General features: G+C 48.0%; 22 protein-coding genes. 7 read left to right on the top strand and 15 right to left on the bottom strand.

From position 1 onward, the window contains the following. Window positions 1–34 precede the first annotated feature (34 nt). Together ABEB26_RS11855 and ABEB26_RS11850 are read left to right on the top strand one after the other, a co-directional pair. Entirely contained in the window at window positions 35–838 is an 804-nt protein-coding gene (locus tag ABEB26_RS11855) for an amino acid ABC transporter permease (protein ID WP_345722213.1), read from the top strand. Next, window positions 828–1,586: an amino acid ABC transporter ATP-binding protein gene (locus tag ABEB26_RS11850; RefSeq protein ID WP_345722212.1), complete on the top strand. Its 759-nt coding sequence runs from the start codon at window positions 828–830 to the stop codon at window positions 1,584–1,586. Before ABEB26_RS11855 ends, ABEB26_RS11850 begins: the two co-directional genes overlap by 11 nt. On the opposite strand, the gene ABEB26_RS11845 is transcribed toward ABEB26_RS11850, so the two are convergent. From ABEB26_RS11845 to ABEB26_RS11810, 8 genes are all read right to left on the bottom strand, one after another. Continuing rightward, window positions 1,583–1,888, bottom strand: coding sequence for a hypothetical protein (locus tag ABEB26_RS11845; protein WP_345722211.1), 306 nt, complete (start codon window positions 1,886–1,888; stop codon window positions 1,583–1,585). The genes ABEB26_RS11850 and ABEB26_RS11845 overlap by 4 nt on opposite strands. Window positions 1,889–1,890: 2 nt before the next feature. After that, window positions 1,891–2,826 (bottom strand): DNA-methyltransferase, encoded by a 936-nt coding sequence (locus ABEB26_RS11840; RefSeq protein WP_345722209.1) that lies wholly within the window; start codon window positions 2,824–2,826, stop codon window positions 1,891–1,893. Window positions 2,827–2,868: 42 nt separating this feature from the next. Then, window positions 2,869–3,465 carry a BglII/BstYI family type II restriction endonuclease gene (locus ABEB26_RS11835; RefSeq protein ID WP_345722208.1) on the bottom strand — a complete coding sequence of 199 codons (597 nt, stop codon included), beginning with the start codon at window positions 3,463–3,465 and terminating at the stop codon, window positions 2,869–2,871. Then, entirely contained in the window at window positions 3,449–3,712 is a 264-nt protein-coding gene (locus ABEB26_RS11830; RefSeq protein WP_345722207.1) for a helix-turn-helix domain-containing protein, read from the bottom strand. The genes ABEB26_RS11835 and ABEB26_RS11830 overlap by 17 nt, the downstream gene beginning before the upstream one ends. A 180-nt stretch (window positions 3,713–3,892) precedes the next feature. Further along, window positions 3,893–4,399, bottom strand: a complete 507-nt coding sequence (locus tag ABEB26_RS11825; RefSeq protein ID WP_345722206.1) for a hypothetical protein — start codon at window positions 4,397–4,399, stop codon at window positions 3,893–3,895. A 4-nt stretch (window positions 4,400–4,403) separates the two neighbouring features. After that, on the bottom strand, window positions 4,404–4,535 hold the full coding sequence (locus ABEB26_RS11820) for a hypothetical protein (RefSeq protein ID WP_287044971.1): 132 nt from the start codon (window positions 4,533–4,535) through the stop codon (window positions 4,404–4,406). After that, on the bottom strand, window positions 4,532–5,632 hold the full coding sequence (locus tag ABEB26_RS11815; RefSeq protein WP_345722205.1) for a M24 family metallopeptidase: 1,101 nt from the start codon (window positions 5,630–5,632) through the stop codon (window positions 4,532–4,534). The genes ABEB26_RS11820 and ABEB26_RS11815 overlap by 4 nt, the downstream gene beginning before the upstream one ends. A gap of 324 nt (window positions 5,633–5,956) precedes the next feature. Then, entirely contained in the window at window positions 5,957–7,525 is a 1,569-nt protein-coding gene (locus ABEB26_RS11810) for a glycosyl hydrolase family 18 protein (RefSeq protein WP_345722204.1), read from the bottom strand. A gap of 758 nt (window positions 7,526–8,283) precedes the next feature. On the opposite strand from ABEB26_RS11810, the gene ABEB26_RS11805 reads away from it, so the two are divergent. Continuing rightward, the gene (locus ABEB26_RS11805) at window positions 8,284–8,730 is read left to right on the top strand and encodes a hypothetical protein (RefSeq protein WP_345722203.1); all 447 of its coding nucleotides are present in this window, start codon (window positions 8,284–8,286) and stop codon (window positions 8,728–8,730) included. A 41-nt stretch (window positions 8,731–8,771) separates the two neighbouring features. Here the strand turns inward: ABEB26_RS11805 and ABEB26_RS11800 are convergent, their stop codons facing one another. Beyond that, window positions 8,772–10,559, bottom strand: a complete 1,788-nt coding sequence (locus ABEB26_RS11800; protein WP_345722202.1) for an ABC transporter ATP-binding protein — start codon at window positions 10,557–10,559, stop codon at window positions 8,772–8,774. 156 nt (window positions 10,560–10,715) lie between these two features. Beyond that, a complete protein-coding gene (locus ABEB26_RS11795; RefSeq protein ID WP_345722201.1) occupies window positions 10,716–11,492 on the bottom strand; it encodes a DNA alkylation repair protein in 777 nt (258 codons plus the stop codon). 568 nt (window positions 11,493–12,060) lie between these two features. On the opposite strand from ABEB26_RS11795, the gene ABEB26_RS11790 reads away from it, so the two are divergent. The 3 genes from ABEB26_RS11790 to thrS all read left to right on the top strand — a co-directional run bounded on the left by ABEB26_RS11790 (window position 12,061) and on the right by thrS (window position 14,994). Then, a complete protein-coding gene (locus ABEB26_RS11790) occupies window positions 12,061–12,666 on the top strand; it encodes a hypothetical protein (RefSeq protein ID WP_345722200.1) in 606 nt (201 codons plus the stop codon). Window positions 12,667–12,806: 140 nt separating this feature from the next. After that, the gene (locus ABEB26_RS11785) at window positions 12,807–13,031 is read left to right on the top strand and encodes a hypothetical protein (protein ID WP_345722199.1); all 225 of its coding nucleotides are present in this window, start codon (window positions 12,807–12,809) and stop codon (window positions 13,029–13,031) included. Between the two features lie 148 nt (window positions 13,032–13,179). After that, the gene (gene thrS, locus ABEB26_RS11780) at window positions 13,180–14,994 is read left to right on the top strand and encodes a threonine--tRNA ligase (protein WP_345722198.1); all 1,815 of its coding nucleotides are present in this window, start codon (window positions 13,180–13,182) and stop codon (window positions 14,992–14,994) included. 50 nt (window positions 14,995–15,044) lie between these two features. On the opposite strand, the gene ABEB26_RS11775 is transcribed toward thrS, so the two are convergent. The 5 genes from ABEB26_RS11775 to ABEB26_RS11755 all read right to left on the bottom strand — a co-directional run bounded on the left by ABEB26_RS11775 (window position 15,045) and on the right by ABEB26_RS11755 (window position 22,906). Continuing rightward, window positions 15,045–15,554 carry a hypothetical protein gene (locus tag ABEB26_RS11775; protein WP_345722197.1) on the bottom strand — a complete coding sequence of 170 codons (510 nt, stop codon included), beginning with the start codon at window positions 15,552–15,554 and terminating at the stop codon, window positions 15,045–15,047. After that, the gene (locus tag ABEB26_RS11770; protein WP_345722196.1) at window positions 15,551–16,780 is read right to left on the bottom strand and encodes an AAA family ATPase; all 1,230 of its coding nucleotides are present in this window, start codon (window positions 16,778–16,780) and stop codon (window positions 15,551–15,553) included. Before ABEB26_RS11770 ends, ABEB26_RS11775 begins: the two co-directional genes overlap by 4 nt. A gap of 112 nt (window positions 16,781–16,892) precedes the next feature. Next, window positions 16,893–20,375, bottom strand: a complete 3,483-nt coding sequence (locus ABEB26_RS11765; protein ID WP_345722195.1) for a S8 family serine peptidase — start codon at window positions 20,373–20,375, stop codon at window positions 16,893–16,895. 250 nt (window positions 20,376–20,625) lie between these two features. Beyond that, window positions 20,626–21,561 carry an aldo/keto reductase gene (locus tag ABEB26_RS11760; RefSeq protein WP_345722194.1) on the bottom strand — a complete coding sequence of 312 codons (936 nt, stop codon included), beginning with the start codon at window positions 21,559–21,561 and terminating at the stop codon, window positions 20,626–20,628. A 169-nt stretch (window positions 21,562–21,730) separates the two neighbouring features. Further along, complete coding sequence (locus ABEB26_RS11755) at window positions 21,731–22,906, bottom strand: phosphopentomutase (RefSeq protein ID WP_345722193.1); 1,176 nt, start codon at window positions 22,904–22,906, stop codon at window positions 21,731–21,733. A gap of 158 nt (window positions 22,907–23,064) precedes the next feature. Here ABEB26_RS11755 and ABEB26_RS11750 point away from each other — a divergent pair, with 158 nt between their 5' ends. Next, window positions 23,065–24,072 (top strand): metal ABC transporter substrate-binding protein, encoded by a 1,008-nt coding sequence (locus ABEB26_RS11750; protein WP_345722192.1) that lies wholly within the window; start codon window positions 23,065–23,067, stop codon window positions 24,070–24,072. Window positions 24,073–24,078: the final 6 nt, after the last annotated feature.

Here is a 24,078-nt window from a genome sequence, read left to right as displayed (position 1 = left end):
TCCATCCTCTCCTTAGTCATCACAAGGAGTTTCCATGGCTGCCGACCTTCCGCCTTCAACCTCGCTGCAACCCCCAACCAACAAACGCCTTGATTGGCGCACAATCCCATGGTGGCTGGTCGCAATTGGCCTGATCATCGCCTTTATGGGCTTTCGGATTATCAGCGACCCTGAATATACCCGCATTTTCGAGACGATTCTGACCGGACTTGGCACAACCTTGATGGTCACAGGTGTTTCATTTATTTGTGCATTAATCTTGGGTTTAGTGCTAGGGCTGGGGCGGGTTTCACGCAATTTAATCTTGCGTAATCTCTCGATTGGCTATATTGAGTTTATTCGCGGTGTGCCAATTTTGGTGCTAATTTTTACCATCTCATTTGCGATTGTTCCAGCGCTCTCCAATGGCATTGGCTTGAATGCTAGCAATATTTCGCTGACTGCACGCGCCATTATCGCTTTAGTATTAATTTATGCTGCCTATATTGCCGAAATCTTCCGCGCTGGAATCGAATCGATCAGCCGTGGCCAGATGGAAGCCGCCCGTTCGTTGGGCATGACCCATGGGCAAGCGATGCGCTATGTGATTTTGCCGCAAGCATTTCGCAATGTGCTGCCAGCCTTAGGCAACGATCTGATCGCCATTCTCAAAGATTCATCGTTGGTGTCGGTGTTGGGGGTGCGCGAAATTACTCAAGTTTCACGGCTTTCGGTTAGCTCGTCGTTTAAATATGAAGAAACCTATTTTATTCTGACCGCCTTCTATTTGACCATGACTTTAGTGCTGTCATTGCTGCTGCAATGGTTGCAACGAAAGATGAGCAGCAATGTCCACTAAACTTGCCAATTCCAATCAACCAATGATTAGCATTAACAAAGTCAGCAAGTTTTTTGGCGATTTTCGCGCCTTGGATAATGTGAGCCTCACGGTTGATCGCGGCGAAGTGCTGATGATCGTTGGGCCTTCTGGCTCGGGCAAATCGACACTGTTGCGCTGTATCAACCATCTCGAAGTGCCCGATGCTGGCGAAATTATCATCGATGGCAAGCATGTTACGCCCAAAGAACGCGAATTAAATGCAATTCGCGCTGAGGTTGGCATGGTTTTTCAGCGTTTCGAGCTATTTCCACATCTGACGGTGCTCGAAAATATCTGTTTGGCCCAGCAAAAAGTGCGCAATAGCTCACGTAGCGAAAGTGAAAAAATCGCCCGTAGTTTGCTCGAAAAAGTTGGCATTCCTGAGCAGGCCAATAAATATCCACCGAAACTTTCGGGTGGTCAACAGCAGCGCGTCGCGATTGCCCGCTCGTTGGCCATGCAACCCAAAGTGATTTTATTCGATGAACCGACCTCGGCGCTCGATCCTGAGATGATCAATGAGGTACTTGACGTAATGTTAACGCTAGCCAGCGAAGGTATGACCATGGTCGTGGTTTCGCATGAAATGGGCTTTGCGCGGAAGGCGGCGCATCAAGTGGTTTTTATGGATGGCGGCATGATTGTTGAGCAAGGCACGCCCGAGCAAGTGTTTGGTGCACCCCAACATGAACGCACCAAGTTATTCTTATCGCGGATTTTGCATTAAGCGCCCAAGACTAAGATTAACGCCCAAACCACCAAGCCGCTAACACCCAGCCAACGATGCCGACGGGTGCTAGCTCGCTGCAAGGGAAAAAGCGCCAAAATCGGGATGATCAATCCGACTAACCACCACTGCTCAACACCATTCCACCAACGCCAAGCTAAGGCTGTGGCTGTGCTAAGCCATGTCGCGAAAAACAGCGCATGATGCAGCCAACGCCAGCGCCCCAAGCGCAGTTGCAGATATTGGACACTTGCGCCCAGCGCCAAGGTTGCGCAATAGACCACACACGCCAGATACAGCATTATTAAACGATCCCTCGGGCCGATTCCCATAGAGCAACTTGGCCTTGGTGCAAATTTTGGAGTCGGTGAATCGCAGGATCTATTTCGCCAATCTCGATACCGAGCCAACGACGCTGTAATTTCTCAGCAGCATAATAAGTCGTTCCAGATCCACCAAACGGATCGAGAATCAGATCATGAGGGTTAGTGGTTAATGCAATTAAACGCTCCAGCATAATTGGAGCTAATTCATTAGCTCCTCGTGTTTTATGTTTACTATGTCGGACTGTTGGAATATCATCCCATAAATCTTCGGCAGGAGTCCATAGCTGGTTGGTTGAATGTGCTTCAAGGCTTTCATCACACCAAACCTCTTCTGGCATGTCAAATATATCCATCAGATTTAAGCCTTGAGGATTCAATTTCTTACGATGCCCCCCATAATCGCGAATTTCCTTACCACAATGTCTACATACTGGAATAGGAATATAGACTTTATTGAAGGTTGAGGGTTCGCCTTTTGTGTAGTAAAGCAAACCATAGTGAGCAGGAGAAAGCTTCTTGCCACGCGGAAAGGCCTTTGGCATTCTGCATGCAATCCAGTGCCTGAACATCATTCCTGCTTGATTAAGATAGGAACCATAGCTAATTAACCATTTAGGTAGATTAAATAGAAGAATTGCTCCCCCTGGTTTGATAATTCGAATAAGTTCGCTAATCCAGCTATAAGACCATTCAAGATATTCAGCGTCTAAAAGTTGATCATTAATTCCCTTACCATAGTTTTTACCAAGATTAAATGGTGGATCAGCAAATACCATATCGATCGATTCCGAGGGTATGGCTTGAAGAAAATTAAGGCAGTCTCCTTGATAGAGACTTCCTAAATCTGTACTATATCTATGATGATATTCCAAACTCTGCTGAATATCGAATAGTTTTGATGGATGATCGGGCATATACAAATCCTATCCTAGTAAAATCAGAACATTCTTTTTATTCTACCGCAAAGCCCGACCATCTGTTCCTTTTGGAATGAGTGGAATAGTATGATCTAAACTATCGTGCTCAATCGCCATAACCATTAAGATACCATTTTTAATCTGAAGTGATCGCCAAAGATCAAAATAGGGTTCAATTTCTGTATAGTTCCCAATTCGATCAGTTAAGTATTTATACATACTACGAGTAGGAAGGATTAGTACACCACCAATAATTGTTTCTTTTAGCATCCCAAGTGCTAGCTTATTTAATGCTCGATGGGTTGAGGAGATATTTCCTGTTTCCCATTCCAAACAGAAAAGTTGTGAACTGGGAGTTTTATATGATGCATCAATTGGACCAGGTTTCTTAGCTGTGGCAATATCAATTGAATGTTCCAGTAGCCAACCCTTTTTTGCCAAATGATCCATACAGGCGGTTTTAATTGGTTTGACTCCATTTCCTTTATCAATAGGATTCAATGAGAAAACAGCACCATTAATCGGCCAACGGATTGTGGCAATGGCCTCGATAATATCAGCATAAATGGTGTACCAATCGGTTGTTAAGCAGAAATTGCCTGCATCTATGAGTCGTTCTTCATGAATTATTTTCATCGTGTCCATCCTCTGATAGAGCATTTTCAAATGCTTGTTGGACACGTTCAATAAATTCTGCAGGTGTAATCTTGAGTACATGGGCTAATTCAAAAACTGTTGTTAAAGTCGGAATTTTTAAGCCCCGTTCAAGCTGACTAATGTACGTTCGATGATAGTTTGCTTTAAAGCCAAGTTCTTCTTGCGAGATACCAAGGCTAACCCGAAGATCCTTCAAAACCACTGCAAACGCATGCTGCAACTTCATGATCGTCGTCCAACAAAGTGAAATCAGAAACATGGTTGCTATATATAGACTAAAGATCTACAGACTATAGTATTCAATATCGATTTTTAGAGATAGGCCTTTTGGTTGCTGCGGCTTGAAGGGAGGTTTTGATTATGTTGTGCTTGTTGCTATCTGGATCTATTTTGGTTGTTATATTGGTTAATTCAGTTGCTCGGCTACATCGGCCAGCGCTTTTTGCAAGCGATCAAGATAGCCATTAAAGGGTGGTTGGTTCAAATCAAGCGTAATTGGCACATTCAAATCGACCGCCACACTGGTGGAAATTGCCACAGTTTGGTTGAAGGTAATCGGCACATTGGTCGAAACCGGAATCGTTATATCGATTGGCATCGGGATCGTCAACGAACCAAAACCAGTATCGACGGGCAATTGCAAGGTATCTTTGATCTGCACTGAGGTATTAATTGGAATGTTCAGTGATTGATTGATTGGCACATCGAGCTTGATCGGCACGGTTTGGTTAATCGGCACTTGATAGACCAAGGGTTCACGCCGTGCTTCATCAAGCGCCGTTTGCAATTGGCTAAGTTGTTGGTTGGCGGTCGAACGCACCTGAAACAGCGTGCCGATCGTCCAGCCATGCAGTGCCAACGAGCCAATCACCAACAAACTTAATGTCCAAAATGAAGCACGACGTTGTTGCATAAGCCTACTTTCTGGTGGCAGAGCGTCGCCGCCACCACCAAATGCCAATAATTCCAACAATATTGCCCACGCCAAGCGCGAGAATCATCGCCCACAACGGTGGATCTTGGGCGATCGTTTGGGCCAGCACGATCATTTGATAATCAACTCCCGTGGAAAGTTGGTCAAACATTCAGCGCCAGTGGGTGTCAGCAGCACATCATCTTCAATCCGCACGCCACCAATTCCAGCAACATAGGTGCCTGGCTCAACCGTGAAGACCGTGCCAATTGGCAAGGCAACGTTATTGGTGCTGGCAATATAGGGCGGTTCGTGAATTTCCATGCCCAAGCCATGGCCAGTGCGATGGATGAAATAACGCCCTAACTCAGCATTCTCAACTACTTGCCGTGCCAAGCGATCAACCTGTGCGCCGCTCATGCCTGGTTTGGCCCCAGCACAGGCAGCGCGATTGGCCGCCAAAACGGTTTCATACAGTTTACGTTGTTGCTCGTTTGGCTCGCCAACGCACACAGTGCGGGTAATATCCGAGCAATAGCCCCGATACAACGCCCCACCATCCAAAATTACCAGATCGCCAGTTTGAATTTGGCGCTCGCCTGTCGTATGGTGGGGATTAGCACTATTTGGGCCACTCGCGACAATCGTCGCAAATGATGGGCCTTCGCCGCCCTCAAGTTGCATTGCTTCTTCCCAAATTCGGGCAATTTCGCGCTCGGTTCGGCCTGGATGAATTGCCTCAATTGCGGCTTTGAGGCCAGCCTCGACAATCCGTACAGCTTCGCGCATCAAGGCAATTTCATCATCGCCCTTTTGCATGCGCAAACTCGCAATTGCGGCGCTGGCATCGATGCTATGCACACCTGCGACTTCTTCTAAAGCACGTAATTCTAATACTCGCATGGTCGTATATTCCACGCCAACCGTGCGGCCAATTAGGCCAGCCGCTGCATTGCGTAAGGCATTCATCGGGCCTTCGTCATCGCTCCATGGAAACCAACGTACCGCCACTTCGCCGCTATATTCGGCTAAAGCACGCGGTTGCTCCAAAGCTGGCAAGACAATATTGATGCTCTGACCATCAGCAGCGATCAACGCCAAGGCCAAACGCTCACTTAAATGCAAGGTCAAGCCCGTAAAGTATTGTAAATTAGCCCCAGGCATCAACACCACATAATCCATCCCTTGCGGGCGGGCAGCGCTAGCCAAACGTCGAATTCGCACGCCACTCATGCTACAACCTCCACCAAATAGAATATGCTCAGTATAGCACTCTCGCTCAAGGCGTTGATCAATGGGGGTAATTTATGTAGAGTTTATTGATTTTATGGATCTCCTCCCTTCCGTCCCTCCGCTGGAGGGAAACGCAGGGTGTTTTCATCCCCCTGCACCCCCTAAAGTTCAATTTATGGATACCAAACGATCTGATGATATATTCAAAATCAGGATTTTAGTGTGAATATGTGAGTTCCCCTGATTAAATGTATTATGCTAAAAAACCAAATGGCGCGAGCAGCAATGCTCGCGCCATTTAGCCTCACCGATATGAGTTTGAATCTAGCGACCTTGGTAAAGGGCGTTGATCAATTCGCCATCCGTGGTGTCGCCGCTCAATTCCCAGAACATCGTGCCACCAAGACTGCGAGCTTTTACATAGTCAGTCTTGACTTTCATAATGGCTGGGTCATCGTAGGTCCAGAATTGGCCGTTACCGTAGAGCCAAGCAGCGCCAGCAGCGCTATTTGAGTAGCGGGTCAAGCCTTTGGTTTTCAAAACTTTGTAATCTTCGATCCCTGCTTCGTAGGTGGCTGGAGCAGCCGAGCCAGGTTGGAACAAGCCATTATTGGTGCTTGGTACATCTTTCCAGCCGCGACCATAGAATGGCACACCAACGACAACTTTATCGGCTGGAGTTCCACCGTTCAACCAAGCGTTGACGGCAATATCAACTGAGTAGACTGGGCCTGGATCGCCAGCGATTGAGTACAAGTTTGATTGGAAGTTGGTGTTAGCTTCCCAAGCGCCGTGCAAGTCATAGGTCATGATGTTGATGAAATCGAGATATTGGTGAATTTGACCAACCTGAATCTTGGCGATCTTGGCTGGGTCGGCGGGAGCAGCAATCGTCAACAATAAGCCTGGGCGAACCGCATTCAATTGGCTGCGGAATTCACTCAACAAGGCGGTGAAGTTTTGGGTATCTTCAGGACGGTAGTTACAGGTGTTACCACAAGCCGCGGGGTATTCCCAGTCGATATCGATGCCATCGAATACGCCAGCCCAGCGTGGGTCTTTGATGAACAGGTCAACACATGATTTGACGAAGGCAGCGCGGTTCGCTGGCAAGGCAGCATCCGAGAAACCTGCTGACCAAGTCCAACCACCCAATGAAATCAACACTTTCAAGTGGGGGAATTCGGCTTTGAGTTTGCGCAATTGGCCAAAGCTACCACGCAATACGCCAGTGTCCCAAGTATCGGCTACGCCATCGACGCTTTCAGCAGCGCTATAAGCCCGATCATAATCGGCGTAGGTGTCGCCCAATTGGCAGCGGCTGTTGACAACATTACCAAAGGCATAGTTGATGTGGGTCAATTTAGCGGCTGAGCCACTGGTTTTGATGTTGCGAACGTGATAGTTACGACCGTAGACACCCCATTCAGCGAAGTAGCCGATGATGCGCTTGCTGCCACCACCTGGAGGGGTGGTTGCGGTTGGCAAGACTGGGGTTGCGGTTGCTGGGCGTGGCGTGGCAGTTGGATTATTTGGGGTTGGCGTGGCCGTGCCAGGTCGTGGCGTTGCCGTTGGTGGCAAGGGAGTTGCGGTTGCTGGGCGTGGCGTGGCAGTTGCTGGAACGGAAGTTGCGGTTGGATTGCTTGGTGAAACCGCTCGCCACAAGGCTGGAACATCAACTGGATTCCAATTGGGCAGTGAGGTGTGGGCTTGAATACATTCATATTCGCCACCAGCATAACTCACCCGATTGCCAATGGCATACGCTTGATAGTTGCCATTCCAAGCAGGCGCGGCTGCCTCAACCTTTTGTTGGCTCAATGCCATCAACATAACAAGAACGGGAATTAAGATAAAGGCTAGAAACCGAAACCGACGATGGATCAAATTCATAATCGTCACTCCTTCGTGGTTACTAGAGATCATCCGACGCGAACGTTCCAAACTGCTAGCCAACTCAGAAATCACTAACTAATTTCATTGGAATTACAAAGACTTTAACCGATTTTTAAACATTTGTCAAGAGGTTTAATTAACGGAATTTAAGCAAATTGGCTTTTTGGCTTAGGCTACAAGCTAATGGCTGGGTTGAACATACCATTGATTGGCATGCCCTCACCTGCCCAGCGAGCGATGGGGAAATCATTCCACCATGCCGATTTGAACTCCCCTCGCCCGCCGCCGTGGGTGAGGGGCTGGGGATGAGGGAACAACAAACCCATGGGCAGCTATGTAGTACAGTTAGGTCAGCTCCATTAAGCAATATTCTATAAGTGTAATATGCAGATATATTCATTTAATCCGCATTAAATAGATTAATAAATATCAAAATTAGATTGAAGCATGCGCAAATAACGATTATGCAACCAAAAGTTGCTATTCAACTCAGTAATCATGATTATTGCAGTATTTTTGCGCCAAATTAGGCAGCAAAAGTCACATTTATACCAATCAGGCTATGCTATAATCAAACGTAACGAGAGCATCGTCGCTACCAACCAGCAACTTCTACAATTCAAATATCAATCACATAATTAATCAAATAAGCGTTTTATCGCTGATTACGACACTCAAAGGCCTAATTTGAGCCAATGAGCTATATCAATGTTCTAGCTATAGAATATTTCTTGGTATGGAGCAAGGAGTCTGGCATGCTGGCCAATGTGTGTCTGGTGGAGAGTACCCGGGTTTTGCAAATTATGGCAAAGACCCAGTTTCGCGGCGCTGAACAATTACTGACGCAGTTCAATTTATCGACGACGATTGCGATTTGTAGCACTAGTTTTCAGCTTTTGCAATGGCTTGAATATCAACCACAGCAGTATGCCCGTTTGCTTTTGGTCGATCAGCGTTTGGCCGATGGGGTGAGCATCGCTGAATTAATGCCGCAAATTCGTTCTGAGCATTTTAAACATCGTGCCTTGGCCGATGATGCCAAAATTATTGGCTGGAGCCGTGACGATCAAGCTCAAGAGGTTTTCTATCGCGCTGGCTTGGATGGCTTTATCTCAAAAAATCGTCAATCGCACCAACTAATTCGGGATATTGTGACCGTGTTTACCAATCAAGCTGAGCATCCATGGTTGCAGCTTAATTAATAAGGATGCGCCACCAGCAATCGCTAGTGGCGCATTGTATTTTAGGCCAAAACGGCGGCTTCAATTGGTGGCAGCGAGCTTTCATAGCGGGCAAAGATCCGACGGTAGTGGCTTGAGGTGCGTAGCAGTTGTTCATGGCTGCCAGCGGCCACAATTCGCCCACCATCAAGCACCAAAATCACATCGGCCCAGCGAATTTGTGAAAGTCGGTGGGTAATCAGCAGGGTGGTGCGGCCACGCTGCGCTTCACGAATCGCCCGTTGAATTTGATCTTCGGTCGCACTATCGATCGCGCTCGTCGAATCATCCAAAATCAGGATGCGCGGGTTGCTCAAAAAGGCCCGTGCCAAGGCGATGCGCTGGCGTTGCCCCCCAGAGAGCGTCACGCCACGCTCGCCAATTTCGGTATCGTAGCCATTGACGAATGAACTGATAAAATCGTGGGCTTGGGCCGCTTTGGCTGCCTCGATAATTTGTTCGCGGCTGGCGTTGGGTGCACCAAAAGCAATATTCTCGCCAATTGTGCGTGAGAATAAAAAGACATCTTGCTCAATTTTAGAAATTTGTGAGCGCAATGTATCCAAATTCCACTCGCGCACGTCAATTCCATCAATTAATACGCGGCCAGATTGCACATCGTAAGTGCGGTTGACCAACTGGGTTAGGGCACTTTTGCCTGAGCCAGTTTGCCCAACGATTGCCACGGTTTGGCCAGGTTTGACGCTGAACGAAACATCATGCAAGATTGGCTGAGCTTCATAGCCAAATTGCACATTTTCGAAGCGCAATTCACCTTTAATTGCTGCTTGATGGCCTTGGGTATTTTCGTCTAGCTCAGTTTCCTCTTTGATTACACCCAAAATCCGACCTGCACTGGCGATCCCGGTTTGCACCAAGGTAAAGGCAAACAACGAGATAAAGGTTGGGAAGCGCAACAAGCCAATCAAACTCATTACTGCAATAATATCGGCGATGCTAATCCGATTTTGATCAAATAAAATCATCGTGTGCAAAAAGGTCAGGCCAAAGGTGATGCCAAACAGCAAGAGTGGAATATAACGAGCTTCAATTCGACCTTGTTGCACAAACAAATCGCGAAAGCCTCGCGCATGGCGGCGATATTTCAGTCGTTCAAAACCTTCGCGGGCACTGGCCTTAACTACTTCAATCCCTGAGATGGTTTCTTCGAGGCCAGCATTGAGCTTGCCAAATTGTTCGCGTTGCTCAGCCACAACCGGATTCAAGCGTCGCACATAGCGTCGCACCGCGATGATGTAACAGGCTACAAAGCCCAATGGCACTAACAATAACTCAAGTTTAATAAAGCCAATATAGGTCAGCGGAACCACAATCCCCAAAATACTTTCAAAAATCATGGTGCTGCCGGGCACAATCATGCTGGCAAGTTGGCTGGTATCATCGGTAGCCCGCGCCATCAAATCGCCGACCCGTTGGCGGTCGTGGTAGGCTTGGCTTTTGCCGAGCAAACTGATATACAGCTCTTCGCGGGCATCGGCCTCGAAACGGGCGGCAATTGTTTCGCCCGCCAAACTGCCAAACCACAAACAAAAACCATCGCCAACCAAAAGAGCCAAAATAATCAGCGAAAGGCGCAGCAATTCAGCAGCATCGAAGGGCACTTCCAGCAGCGCCGCCACAGCGCCGATCACGACCCGTGCCTGCGAGTAGGTCACCCACGACCCAAGAAAACAGAGCAACACCACACAGGCTAAAAACCAATAGCGCCAAACATGCGCTATAATCCAGCGAATTGAGCTACTTCGCGGGTAGTTATATTCATGTTTAACCGAAAATTCACGTTTGGCCATTAGATACTCCCACATTTAGCACACGATGGCGCTTGGCAGTCAATCTCGCCACCATTGATCCCATGTCATACAAACATCCGAGCTACAGCATAGCTTAACCGAAATTGCTCAATGTGAGATCGGTCTATCTACCGATTCGCTGGTTGTTTGGCAATCTTAGGCTTTGGTTTTGCGCAAACTGCGAGTGGCATGGTTTACGATCCAGCGCGTTTCAGCGCTTGGCGATTCAACCAACCATTGCTCGGTTAATTGCTCAACCCAGCTTGGCTGGGTTTTGCTAGCATCGTTGAGCCAATTGGCGACCGAAAGCTGGACATATCGGCTGGTGTCGGAGCGCACTGGTGTTAAAAGCTCAAGCGCCAAGGCTGGGTTTTGTTTTAATTGATTGATATGACTACACCAAACTCCGCGTGGCCGCAACGCCTCAATTGCAAAGCGCCGAATATTCTCTGAGCTATCGGCAACCCAAGTCTGCAATACATTTAAACTAGTGGCTAAATCGGCGGTAAGTTGGGGGCGCAAGGCTAGCCAAGCCCATTCGCGCACGCCAAAATGGGCATCATCGGCCAAGGGTTGCACCAAATTTAATCGCTCAGCAACGCTCAAATTAGCCTGATCGGCTAGCATAAAGGCGGCCCAACCACGCACCGTATCAGCATGATGGGTTGCCACACGATTGAACGCACCAAATCCCAAGGATTGATTGAGAATTTGGCCCATCATTTGCATGCGTTTGACGACTCCCGCCGCTGGGTCATAACTCGCCAAGGCAGATGCAGGCAATTCGGCAAAACAATGTTGCCATAATTGTTGAAAATCAATCGCCAAACCTTCCATCAAATTAGCCGTGGCAAGTTGACCAGTATTGAGTTGCTGCAAAATGTCAGGCGAAATATTGGCCAGTTTGGTTGCGCCCTTGCGTGATTCAGCCATACGTACCTCAGTAGCTCAAATGTTCGCTGATATCATACTTGAGCCTGCACCAATCGGCAATAGCATTATTTATTCGATGTGATTTGGCTAAAATCACCGTGTCATCTCTAGCGGAGTATGTCTTTTCTGTAAAAATTGTGCTGTAGGGGGAGCAGGGGGATGTAGACACCCTGAGTTCCCCGCCTTGAGTCAGAGGGGTGGTGATCAGGTGCAACGCATTCTCGTTCAAAGGGCGGATTGACGAAGCAAGCCAAGGTATGGTAGCATCTAGCACAATTGAATAACTCAACTGTGATGAGGCCATGTTGTTTGAGTCACACCATCAGGGAAGCAGCGCCATAGATTGCGAGCGTTGCTGGCACGGATGCAAACAATACCCCCTCTGAGTTCATCGCCCAACGCCATGTGGCTAGTAGACCGATGCGCTTTGTCCCCGCTAACGGACAACTTAAGCAAATTAGTGCTGGCTAATTTGGAAATTAGGTGGAACCACGAGGTTTATGTTTGCCTTCGTCCTATGTGTAATGGACGGGGCTTTTTTGTTTAACAGCACCACAGGAGGTTTTGTATGGGTTACGGCTATGGCTATGCACCACCACCGCCACCACGCCGCCGCGGTTGTCTGTTTGGTTGTTTGACCACCCTGACAATTTTTGTGTTTTTGGCCTTAGGTGGCCTGTTGGGAGTCTATTTCTATTTACGGCCAATGCTCAGTGAACAAGCAGGTAATACCTTGGGTGGCCAACTCGAACAACAAATTGATCGCAAGCTCGATGAGCAACTTGGCGGCCCAAATAGCGAAATTCCGGCTGGCTTTCAAGGCGTAGTTCAAGTGACCGATACTGAAATTAACCAGTATATTCAGGCTAATCCCAATGAAATTAGCCCCTTGGATAGTGCGACTGTGCGTTTTACGCCAGGCCGTTTGGGCGCAACTGTCGGCGCATATGGCATGACTGGAAGCGCCAGCGCCGGAGTTCAGGTAACCGCTGATGGCCGAATTGATGTGGTTGATGCCCAAATTGACGGCGCTCTGGGCTTTTTCCTTGATGCTGAACAATTGTCCCAAACCCTTGAGACCAAACTCAACAGCCAATTAACTGCCAATGGCCAACGGATTACAGCAATCGAAGTCGGCGAAGGCGTGCTCACCGCTACCGTCGAAGCCCAATAACAGAACATAGAACAAAGAGCATAGAACAGAGGCTAGCCTGTTTTGCCTTTTGATTTTTGCCTTCTGATTTTATGGAAAGGGGGTGATCGTTCTGGACGAAAGTGATACTGGCCCAATTAATCACTTAAAGGAGCAGAACAATGTTGGAATATTTAATTGCTTATGCCCCAGTTCAGGGCGACGCTCCCTGTGCTGCCGAGGCTCGCGAATGGCCCGACCGCGCCGCCATGGATGCTCAGTTATTCGCCGAAGGTTGGCAACTAATTGATAGCGCTGAGTATCGCGCCGCTATGCTCAAATTAGTTTATCAGCGCGATTTGGCTAACCAACCAGAAGCCCCACGTCATCTCATGCCATGTTGGTAAGATTAAAGTCAAAAATCAGAAGTCAAAAATCAAAATCTGATTTGTAGTTTGCCTTCTGATTTATCCATTAGCCAAAATATGATCGAAAATTGAGATTGAGGCATTTCTGCCTTTTGACCTTTGCCTTTTGACTTTCTAGGAGTTTCAAATGCCACCAGTCAATCCAGATAATGAGCCACTGTATCGCTTGCGTCACTCGACGGCGCACGTATTGGCCCAAGCTGTACTCGAAATTTTCCCCGATGGCAAGATTGCGATCGGCCCGCCAGTTGAAAATGGCTTTTACTACGATTTTGATTTGCCACGCCCATTAACGCCCGATGATCTCAAGGACATCGAGGCCAAGATGCGCAAAATCATCAAGGCCAAACATCGCTTTGCTTATCGTGAAGTTTCAGCAGACGAAGCCCGTGAGTTATTCAAAAATCAGCCCTACAAGCTTGAGTTGATCGCAGGTTTGGCCAAGGGCGAAGATGAATATGGCGAAAAAGCCGCCGCCAGCGATACGATCATCTCAACCTACAAACACGATTCGTTTGAAGATTTGTGCAAAGGGCCACACGTCGAAAGCTTAGGCGATATTCCGCCGAATGGCTTTAAGTTGCTGCGGGTTTCGGGCGCATACTGGCGTGGCGATGAAAAACGCCCAATGTTGCAGCGCATCTATGGCACGGTTTGGCCATCGAAAGAAGAGCTTGACCATTACTTGTGGCAGCAAGAAGAAGCCAAAAAGCGTGATCACCGCAAGCTTGGCCGCGAATTAGGCTTGTTCACCTTCTCGCAAAAAGTTGGGGCTGGCTTGCCGTTGTGGCTGCCCAAAGGTGCAATTTTGCGCGATGTCTTGGAGCGTTTCCTGCGTCAAGCGCAGATTGAACGCGGCTACTTGCCAGTTGTCACGCCGCATATGGGCAAGATCGATCTCTACAAAACGAGCGGTCACTGGTATACCTATCGCGATGGCATTTTCCCGCCGATGCGTGAAATCGAAAACGATGACCCTGAAAATCCCGAGGGCGAAATTTATCTGCTTAAGCCGATGAACTGCCCGCATCATATTGAAATTTATGCTAGCGAACCACGTTCGTATCGCGATTTGCCCTTGCGCTTGGCCGAATTTGGTACGGTCTATCGCTACGAACACAGCGGCGAATTAACCGGCTTGCTGCGGGTACGCTCGTTCACGGTCGATGATTCGCACCTGTTCGTCACGCCCGATCAACTGGAAGAAGAATTTTTGAAAGTTGTTGACTTGATTCTCTTCGTGTTTGGTACGATGGGCTTGAAGGATTTCCAAGCGCGGGTCGGCTTGCGCGAGGTGGGCAATCCCAAGTACATCGGTTCGGATGAGATTTGGGAAAAAGCGCAAAGTGCGATCATCAATGCTGCTGAAAAGAAAGGCCTCAATTACGTTGTGGTCGAAGGCGAAGCTGCGTTCTATGGGCCAAAACTCGACTTCATCTTCCGCGACGTGCTTGGTCGCCAATGGCAGCTTGGTACGGTGCAGGTCGATTACAACTTGCCCGAGCGCTTTGAAATTGAGTACACGGGCGAAGATGGCCAAAAGCATCGGCCAATTATGATTCACCGAGCGCCATTTGGCTCGATCGAGCGTTTCGTGGGCACGTTGATTGAACAATATGCTGGGGCGTTTCCGGTGTGGTTGGCTCCAGTTCAAGTCACGTTAGTGCCAATTACCGATCGTCATGTGGCGTATGCTGAAGCGGTGGCGGCTAAACTGAATGCTCAAGGCTTGCGGGTTGAAGTTGATGCTAGCAACAATCGTATGAACGCCAAAATTCGCGATGCCCAAAAACTCAAGATTCCGTATATGTTGGTGGTGGGCGATAAAGAAGAAGAAGCCGGAGCTGTGGCGGTACGCCAACGCTCTGGCGGCGACCTCGGTTCAATCAGCGTCGATGAGTTCATCGCACGCATCAAGGCCGAAGTAGCCAATTATCAATAATTAAGGCGAAGCCCCGCGATTGATGCTTAGGTATTGGTCGCGGGGCTTTTTTATTTGCGGCGGCGGGGAGTTAAACTTGGAATTGCGCTTGGTGGTGCTGGCTCAAATGATTTTAATTGGGCATCGCCAGTTAATATCTCAACCTGATAATTCTTGGCATAAAATGCTGCTATATCAATAATCATAGCATCGCCAAACGAAAGCTTCTGTTTAGCTTGTTCCGGCCATGAGCCAATCAACGATCTTAATTGTTGCTCTAAATTAGGCTGACCAGAAAATGCCGCCCATGGGCTTTCTGCATTTAACGTTTTATCAACAATATCCATTAATCGTTGAGCAATGGGGTAAATATTGCCATCAGCTTGGGCAATATGGTTGCCTGTTTCGATCAACGAAGCTAGCGGTAAGACAATCGTAGCACCTTTCTGAATATAGCCTTCAATAATTGCTTTGACTTTGGGATAGTCCCATTTATGTTCATCTGAACCGCAGGTTGTTTTACCCGGAACTTGCAGCCAAACACATAAAATAGATGTATCAATCACTAAGACCTGTGTCATTCGCCTTGCTCCTGCTCATTCTCAATAGCATGATCAAGTTTGCCAGTCGTTGCCAGATAACCAACTCCACCGCTGGCCAAGAGCTTGGGCAGCGCATCAACCTCATCAAGCAAGGTCAATTCGCTATAACCTTGAGGATTCCGATGCGCAACCGTGATAAAGCCAATATAATCGGGGGTCATTGCATCGAGCAAGGCAGGATTATGGGTTGTAACCAAAATATCGATCTGGCGCTTGACCGCAATTTCGCGCAACATCTCTAGCAGTAGCTTGGCGCGTGATGGGTGCAAACCATTATCAACTTCCTCGATAATCAAATTGCTGCCTTCTGGCCGAGTCAATAAAGCCGTCACAATTGCCAAAAAGCGCAATGTGCCATCAGACATGCCGCGAGTATCAACAATAAATTTCTGGCCATTTGGCCAAGTTTCCTCGCAATACAGCATTGCATCACTATTAAATTTACCAACTTTTTCGACCCATACTTTACCAACATCATGCTCAGGGAGACGTGTTATATAATCAGATATTTGTTTTTGTAGACCTTTGCGAAATTCCTCATCAAAAGAAGCAATGACACCACTTATATTAGAGCCATCTTTTATCAATAAAGATGATATTTTTGAGAAACTACGCATTCTATTAGGTATTGGATCGAAAACAAATATATTACGAAATATTTGAATGATATATTTAATGGTACTGTTAACTAATTTATTATCATTTATTTTGAATACTTGACTTAGTATACTTTCTCCTGATGTTATAACTCCAATTTTATCATAAGAATTATTTTCACTTAGAATATCTAATCTAAATATATTAGAATCATCGTTATTGATTTCTGTTCTATATAAAAATAATCCTTTATCTTTTTCTTCATATAATTCTAGGGATTCATATTCAATATATATGTTATTTTTTACATTAATCCTAATCGTATATATATATTTCTCTTGACTCTTATCAATTTCATTTTGATGAATCTCAACCTCTAATTCAAATGAATCATAGCCCTGTAGAACACACCACTCAGCTCCGCCACGCAAATTGCCTAGAGCTTCTTGTAATTCTTCGCCATCGGCTAAAGCTTTTAACAAACTCAAAGCATCAAGTACATTCGATTTGCCACTGGCATTCATGCCAATTAAAACCATAATTTGGTCGAGGTAGAGAGTTGTATCGAAAAAGCTTTTCCAGCGGCGAAAGGTAATTGAGTGAATCATAAACAACCTCAGGTATAGGCAGTATTTGGCTTATTATACCCGAGCTAAAAAAGCGACAGACGTTTGGTAATGCACCAAACGCCTGTCGCTAAGATTTACTAACGATCAATCGCTAGTTTTTGGTAACCATTGGCAAGTAGAGACCCCATGGGGCAGTTACTTGGCGGGTTGCAATCGACTTGTTACCATAGCTGTCGGTTACTTCCACGCGGACGGTGTGAACTTGGCCAGGCGTTGCATAGGTATGCGCAACTAGCGTGCCTGCTGGCGCAGTCACATAGGCTGAGCCATCGCCGAAGTCCCAGCGATATTCAACTGGTACTGCTTCGTACTCTGAGGTCAGATCGACATCAAACCAAACTTGTGAAGCACGAGGCATCACAATAACTTCACTGGTTGGATCATCCCACAGCACGCGGAAGAAGGTTTGAATCAATTCTTGACGACCAGTGGTATCGCTCAAGTTGTTGACCCCTTCCAAGCCGAAGGTCGTGTAGATAGTGCGGCCCAAATAGCTAATGCCTGGGGTTTCTAAGCTTGGTTGGGCGCGATGTAACCGTCCAGCAGCCACGTCTTCTTCGCCTTCGATTGAGAACAACGAGCGAATTAATGGATCGCGGTTGGGATCGAAGTCGGTGCCATACAGCGATTCAAGTGCATCAACGCTGGTTTGGTTACGAGCACCACCACCAGCGGTCTCGCTAGCATCAATATCGATCTCCATGTTTTGGAACACTTGAGGAGCTTGAGTTGTGGCAGTAATGAGCGAGGTAACGGTCATCACATTCGATGAATTGATATTAGCTCGAACATACTCGCCACTCAACACGCTACTATAGAAGAACGATGCGGTGTTGGAACTGGTTGAATTCAGCACTTGGGCCAAATTCTGACCCATGGCGATGATCGTCCCGCCATTGTTAGCATATTCGGTCAAACGATCCATATCCAAGGCTGTTAATGGCGTGGCAATCGTAAACTCACCATTGCGGCGGTTGTAGTTGCCAGTGAAATAGATGATTGCCTTGTATGGGTAAAGTTCCTCGGCTGGTGGCAAGAAGGTGGTTACGCTGCCAGCCAAATCATCAACATCTAAGACTTGATAGCTCAAATCCATTGCTTCAAGCGTTTCGGTGTAGTAGCGGGTAACATCGATGTAGGCACCACCAAGTGATGAGCTACCATCGTTATCAATCACCAAGACATCGATGTTTGAAACAGGCTTGGTTACCCGTGCCCAAGCAGGCATGTGGGCATCGTGATTTGGGCCATCAAGCACAATAAAGCCTTGATTATCGCCATAACCACGTCCTGCCAGACTGTTGAAGGTGACCGTAAATTGGGCACTACCATTGGCTGGAACGGTGATCGAATTGGTTGAGAGGGTTACCCCTGCCATTGCAGTGATATTGCTAAACCCGCCACCAGTGTATTGAGTACTCAGGTTGTAGGTTTCGGCAACATTGGTGGCGTTACTGACGCTTACTTGAATGGCCTTGGTTGTGCCAGTCAATACTTGGCCAAAGCTCAAGCTTGGTGGGCTTAAGAACACCCCTGGATCACTAGCTTTGCTCAAATCGATCCGGCCAGCACCCATATCCAAGGGTTGAGCTGGCGAACCATCGGCAACCGTCACCCCAATATATTTCGAGGTGCTCATCAAAGCCGATTTGATTTGGTCGTTGGTCCAGCTTGGGTGAGCTTGGCGCAACAAGGCGGCAGCACCAGCAACGTGTGGCGCAGCCATCGACGTACCCGAGGCTGTGCCATAGCCAAGGTGGCGGGCTTCGCCGCTAGCACCAGGCGTGTAGCCATGCGAAAGAATATTAACCCCAGGTGCGGTAACGTCTGGCTTCAACACATCGCCAACGCCAGGGCCACGGCTGCTAAAGCCTGCAATCACGTCGGCAGTGCTTGGGGCAAGATAGGTTGATGGGTTAATTTCGGCAACTGACGCAGCGCCGTGTTGACTATACCAATTAACTAATCCGCTACCTTGGGTAAAGCCAATCATAATTGCTGGAATGGTGACTTGTGCACCAACCGCACCAGCACCCATGTTGATCAAGGTGTTGCCATTGGCAGCATTGTTGTAAATAATCACAAAGCTTGCGCCAGCATTTTGGGCATTCAGCGCTTTAACCCCGAATTCACAGGTACCACGTTGAATCAAGGCAATCTTGCCGGTAAAGCTGGTTGGCCCGAATGGGCTACAGCCAAGCGCATTGGTTGGCGAGATCACGCTTGCAGGCAGGTAGTTGTTGCTGACAACTGCATTAATTGGCCCGCCAAAGCTAGCAGCAGCAATCGGAATTGTTTGCAAGGTTGGCGAAATGGGGGTAGGTTGGGTCACATTCAACTGTCCAGCAGCAAAAGTTGCTTGGGTTGTGCTGGCCGCTACCACAATATATTCATCGGAAGGATGATCGCTGGTGCCTTTGTTGGGGCCAGCATTGCCTGCCGACATTGAAACAAAAATCCCAGCATTTGAGGTGTTGATCAAGGCCGTATCAAGGGCATCGAATTCGCCACCGATGCTGCCTGGGCCACCGCCCCATGAGTTGTTAACCACATCGGCTTCGTCGGCAACGATATCTTCGAGCGCGGCAATCCCTTCAGCATTGTAGAACGAGCCAATGCCATTGACGCTGGCATAGAACACGCGATAGCTCATGACCCATGCTTTGGGCGCAACCCCACTGGTTAATGGCAAGTTCAGACCACCAAAGGTTGCCGTCACCACATCACCAGCGGCAATCCCAGCGGTGTGAACCCCGTGAGGAGTACCATTTTCGCCTGGCCATGGGTTTTGGTCGCCAGCGGCAGCGCCATCCCAGGTGCGGAAGTAGGTGCGTGAGGCGATAATTTTGCCGTTATTGTTTTGGGTTAAGCCCAAACCATTGGCAGGATAGCCCGCAGGGTAGCTGTAGCCTGTGCCACTAAACATGGCCCCATCTTTGTGCACGCCACCGTCCATTGAGGCAATTTTGATGCCTGCTCCTGCATTGTCGCGGCCACCAATTCCCGCGCTATCCCACAAGGCTGGCGAACCAATTAAGGTGTTGCTCACATGCAAATCAGCGTGTTGTGGTAAGTCGAGGTAGACTCCCTTGACATTGGGCAAGGCTTCCAAAACTTTGCGAGCATCATCGCGTTTGGCATTGCCAACGTTGACGGTCATCCCGTTAAACACCACGCTATAGCGCAGTTCGTCGAGGTTGCCAAATTCATTAACAAAGCTTTCGACGCTGGCTCCGGGCAAGGCTTGGCGCATATCGGTCACGAAGCGATTTTGTTCAGCTTCGAGTTGGGCCAAGTAGGTTTGGGCATCAGCTGCCTTCAGATCCAAACGTTGGTTGGCGTTGCGAGCTTTATTGGTGCTTTTGCTCCATGCAGCCAGGGCTGGCGATTGCAACTCGATAATCAAGCGATGCGAAGGAGTTGAGCTTGGGGCAACACTGTCGCTAGTCGCAGGGGCGTAATCAGTTGTTAGTGGAGCTTTTTGAGCTGTCGTGGCTAATGGCTGCGCAAATAAGCTAATCACCAAGGTGAGTAAGCTCAATAATACAGCCCAACGTGGTAGGAAACGATTCACCAGTCCTCCTTGAGCGCTATGCCAAACCCTACCAAATGATTGTGGATGTTAGTGGAATTGCCTGTGGTTGGTTCATTGAGGTAGGCGGCGCTAAAATGCAGATGGCTAGCATTATGCACTGAACTCTACACTTATGCAAATACTTAATCGCCAACGGCTGGCAGCGCCAGAGTTTCTAATAATGCTTGGGTTGTTGCTAGACATGTCACGTTAACCGTTGACAGTCTAGCAATTCAGCGTGGTTAACTAATTAGTATTGGCTAGCTTGGTTCAAATAATCAATCATGTTTGAGGTTAATTCAAGTTGGGCCGCCTTGATCAGATCATTAACTTGATCGAGGTTGGTGGCACTAGCAATTGGCGCGGTGATGCTAGGACGGGCGATTTGCCACGCTAAGGCAACTTGGCCAGATGTCGCTTGAACCTCAGCCGCGACCTCATCAAGCGCCTTAAGGATAGTCCAGCCACGTGGATTGAGATAGCTCCGCACTCGCGAACCACGGGCGCTTTGAATCAAATCGGCTTCGCTACGATATTTGCCAGTTAAAAAGCCTGATGCTAAGGTTGAATAGGGAATCACACCCAAATCTGCTTGTTGGCAAACTGTTTCCAACTGTGTTTCATATGCTTCGCGATCGTATAAGTTGTACAGCGGTTGAAGGCTTTCATAGCGTGGTAGATTCAGCTCTTGGCTGATTGCTAAGGCAGCTTGCAACCGTTCAGCGCTATAGTTTGATGCCCCAATCACACGTATTTTGCCTTGTTGGATTAGCTCGGCAAATGCACTAAGCGTTTGATCTAATGGAGTATTGGCATCATCAACATGTGCTTGGTATAGATCAAGATAGTCGGTTTGCAGCCGTTGTAATGAGGCATCGATTGCCTGGGCAATATGCGCCTTGGCTAAACCTGTGCCAGCCCCAACTTTGCTCAGAATGATCAAATCATCGCGACGCTGACGTTGCTTAATCCATTCTCCAATCAGCGTTTCCGATTCGCCACCTTGGTTACCTTCGACCCATGCCGAATAGACATCGGCGGTATCAATTGTGTTAAGTCCTGCAGCAACAAAGGCATCAAGCAAACGAAATGTTTGGGCGCGATCAACCGTCCAGCCAAATACATTGCCCCCAATGACCACTTTAGGAATCCGTAGTTCCGACTTACCGAGTTGACGTAATTGCATAATACGATTCCTTCTAGACCCACAGCATTGTTGCTGGATGATCGATGTACTATCATGGTATCACTAGCGGTTATCTGAAGTCATCCAATATCACGCCAGTTGTAGCAAAAAACCTACCTCGTGTGAGATAGGTTTTAGCATTTGATCAATTTGATTGATCGATGACAAATTATTGAAGTTCGCTCAGGAAACTTGTTCCCTGCAATGGTTGCTCCAACCCAAAAATTTCTGCAATCGTTGCCGCTAGATCGCTCAAGGTCTGACGGGTTCCTAGATTAACGCCGCTGGGAATTTCGGGGCCAAAGACCAATAGCGGAACATATTCACGGCTGTGGTTCGAGCCGGGTGTGGTTGGGTCAACCCCATGATCAGCGGTAATTACCACTAGATCGCCAGCCCGCAGTTTGGCTTGTAGCTCAGGCAAACGCTGATCAACCGCCTTCAAGGCCTTGGCATAGCCAACTGGATCATTGCGATGGCCGTAGATCATATCGAACTCGATGAAGTTGGCAAACAACAGCCCTTCAAAATCGACATCCAGAAATTCAAGCACTGCCTCTAAACTAGCTGCATTATCAACCGTATGGTTGGAAACGCTGATCCCACGATTGCCAAAAATGTCGTCGATTTTGCCAACCGAATAAACTTGCTTACCCGCCGCAACCACTTTATCCAAAATGGTGGGGGTTTCTGGGGTCAGGGCGTAATCGTGGCGGCGAATGGTGCGCTTAAAGGTTTCGGGGCTATCGCCGATAAATGGCCGTGCAATCACCCGCCCAACTGCATGTTCACCAACCAAGATCTCACGTGCGATTTCGCACATGGCATACAATTCTTTGGGAGTAATCACATCTTCATGGGCGGCAATTTGAAAAACACTGTCAGCTGAGGTATAGACAATTGGATCGCCAGTCCGGATATGTTCCATACCCAACTCAGTGAGAATATCGGTGCCTGAGGCTGATTTGTTGCCCAGCACGCCACGCCCAATTTTTTGTTTAAATGCAGCGATCACTTCAGCCGGAAAGCCATCGGGATACACTGGAAACGGCGTTGGCAAGACGATGCCCATCATCTCCCAGTGGCCTGAAACGGTATCTTTGCCTTTCGATAGCGGTTGCATTTTGCCATAGCTGCCACTAAAAGATTCAGGGCAATCTACACCCTGCATTTCGCTAATGCAACCAAGCCCAAGTTTGGCCATATTCGGTAGATCAAGCCCATTGACTGCTTTGGCTGTATTGGCCAACGAATGGCTGCCTACATCGCCATATTCAGCAGCATCAGGCGCTTCACCAATGCCCACCCCATCTAAAACAATTACTGTTACGCGTTTGATATCCATCCTAATACTCCTTTTAAAACGTACTGATCATACAACCTTCAGCGCTTGCTCAGCAACAGCGCTTTGGCAGAGAATAGTAGTATATCCGAGATAGCTTAGCTCAAACGATCGATGGTAGAATACTCGTTGGATTCATGTAGTCGAGGATGGATAACCCTATGCGGCGCTGGTGGATTATTAGTTTAATTTCGCTTTTTATTTTGGCAAGTTGTGGTGCTGAGCAAGCGGCTCCAACCACCCAAGGCCAAACCGCTAAACTCAAAGTCGTTAGTACGGTTTCGCCAATTACCAATATTATCTACAATATTGCAGGCGATAAAATTAGCTTAACGGGGATTGTGCCTGAGGGTGTGAATTCCCACACCTTCGAGCCAGTGCCTTCGGATGCCAAAACCTTGGCCGAGGCCGACTTAATTTTTATCAATGGCCTCAATTTAGAGGAGCCAACCCACAAATTGGCCGAAGCCAACAAACAACCAAGTGCCGAAATTATCTTGCTCGGCGAGCAAACGATCACGCCTGAGCAATATGTCTACGATTTCTCGTTTCCTAAAGAGGCTGGTAGCCCCAACCCGCACCTCTGGACGCACCCGCTGCATGGTTTGCGCTACGCCGAAATTGTGCGGGATGCCTTGGTGCGCCGCGACCCCGGCAATGCCGAGTATTACAACACCAATTATGCCGCCTTCAAAACCCGGATCGAAGCCTTTGATCTGGCAGTCAAAAAAACGATCGAAAGTATTCCGGCTGAAAATCGCAAATTGCTGACCTACCACGATTCATGGGCCTATTTCGCTCCGCACTATGGCATGACCGTGATTGGGGCGATTCAGCCTGCCGACTTTGCCGAGCCTTCGGCCAAAGATGTTGCCGATTTGATCACCCAAATTCGTGAGCAAAAAGTGCCAGCAATTTTTGGCTCGGAAGTCTTTCCATCGCCTGTGTTGGAGCAAATTGGTCGCGAAACTGGCGTAAAGTATATCGATAGCCTGCGCGATGACGATTTACCTGGCGAGGTCGGGGCTGCTAATCACTCATATTTAGGTTTGCTGACCGAAGATTTGCGAATTATGGCCGAAAATTTGGGCGGCGACCCCAGCTTGATTGCCAATTTCGATACCAGTAATATTCCTGGCAGCGATAGCAGTGTCGTTCAACAACAATAGGGAGTA

It is taken from the genome of Herpetosiphon gulosus, assembly GCF_039545135.1.
Classification (GTDB): domain Bacteria; phylum Chloroflexota; class Chloroflexia; order Chloroflexales; family Herpetosiphonaceae; genus Herpetosiphon; species Herpetosiphon gulosus.
The sequence above is the reverse complement of the archived record's forward strand: the minus strand, read 5'-3'. Positions and strand labels throughout refer to the sequence as shown.

What these genes read in the sequence shown, in the direction of transcription:
- ABEB26_RS11855 (WP_345722213.1), top strand. Translation starts at nt 35, where the DNA reads ATGGCTGCCGACCTTCCGCCTTCAACCTCGCTGCAACCCCCAACCAAC.
- ABEB26_RS11850 (WP_345722212.1), top strand. Translation starts at nt 828, where the DNA reads ATGTCCACTAAACTTGCCAATTCCAATCAACCAATGATTAGCATTAAC.
- ABEB26_RS11845 (WP_345722211.1), bottom strand. Translation starts at nt 1,888, where the DNA reads ATGCTGTATCTGGCGTGTGTGGTCTATTGCGCAACCTTGGCGCTGGGC.
- ABEB26_RS11840 (WP_345722209.1), bottom strand. Translation starts at nt 2,826, where the DNA reads ATGCCCGATCATCCATCAAAACTATTCGATATTCAGCAGAGTTTGGAA.
- ABEB26_RS11835 (WP_345722208.1), bottom strand. Translation starts at nt 3,465, where the DNA reads ATGAAAATAATTCATGAAGAACGACTCATAGATGCAGGCAATTTCTGC.
- ABEB26_RS11830 (WP_345722207.1), bottom strand. Translation starts at nt 3,712, where the DNA reads ATGAAGTTGCAGCATGCGTTTGCAGTGGTTTTGAAGGATCTTCGGGTT.
- ABEB26_RS11825 (WP_345722206.1), bottom strand. Translation starts at nt 4,399, where the DNA reads ATGCAACAACGTCGTGCTTCATTTTGGACATTAAGTTTGTTGGTGATT.
- ABEB26_RS11820 (WP_287044971.1), bottom strand. Translation starts at nt 4,535, where the DNA reads ATGATCGTGCTGGCCCAAACGATCGCCCAAGATCCACCGTTGTGGGCG.
- ABEB26_RS11815 (WP_345722205.1), bottom strand. Translation starts at nt 5,632, where the DNA reads ATGAGTGGCGTGCGAATTCGACGTTTGGCTAGCGCTGCCCGCCCGCAA.
- ABEB26_RS11810 (WP_345722204.1), bottom strand. Translation starts at nt 7,525, where the DNA reads ATGAATTTGATCCATCGTCGGTTTCGGTTTCTAGCCTTTATCTTAATT.
- ABEB26_RS11805 (WP_345722203.1), top strand. Translation starts at nt 8,284, where the DNA reads ATGCTGGCCAATGTGTGTCTGGTGGAGAGTACCCGGGTTTTGCAAATT.
- ABEB26_RS11800 (WP_345722202.1), bottom strand. Translation starts at nt 10,559, where the DNA reads ATGGCCAAACGTGAATTTTCGGTTAAACATGAATATAACTACCCGCGA.
- ABEB26_RS11795 (WP_345722201.1), bottom strand. Translation starts at nt 11,492, where the DNA reads ATGGCTGAATCACGCAAGGGCGCAACCAAACTGGCCAATATTTCGCCT.
- ABEB26_RS11790 (WP_345722200.1), top strand. Translation starts at nt 12,061, where the DNA reads ATGGGTTACGGCTATGGCTATGCACCACCACCGCCACCACGCCGCCGC.
- ABEB26_RS11785 (WP_345722199.1), top strand. Translation starts at nt 12,807, where the DNA reads ATGTTGGAATATTTAATTGCTTATGCCCCAGTTCAGGGCGACGCTCCC.
- thrS (WP_345722198.1), top strand. Translation starts at nt 13,180, where the DNA reads ATGCCACCAGTCAATCCAGATAATGAGCCACTGTATCGCTTGCGTCAC.
- ABEB26_RS11775 (WP_345722197.1), bottom strand. Translation starts at nt 15,554, where the DNA reads ATGACACAGGTCTTAGTGATTGATACATCTATTTTATGTGTTTGGCTG.
- ABEB26_RS11770 (WP_345722196.1), bottom strand. Translation starts at nt 16,780, where the DNA reads ATGATTCACTCAATTACCTTTCGCCGCTGGAAAAGCTTTTTCGATACA.
- ABEB26_RS11760 (WP_345722194.1), bottom strand. Translation starts at nt 21,561, where the DNA reads ATGCAATTACGTCAACTCGGTAAGTCGGAACTACGGATTCCTAAAGTG.
- ABEB26_RS11755 (WP_345722193.1), bottom strand. Translation starts at nt 22,906, where the DNA reads ATGGATATCAAACGCGTAACAGTAATTGTTTTAGATGGGGTGGGCATT.
- ABEB26_RS11750 (WP_345722192.1), top strand. Translation starts at nt 23,065, where the DNA reads ATGCGGCGCTGGTGGATTATTAGTTTAATTTCGCTTTTTATTTTGGCA.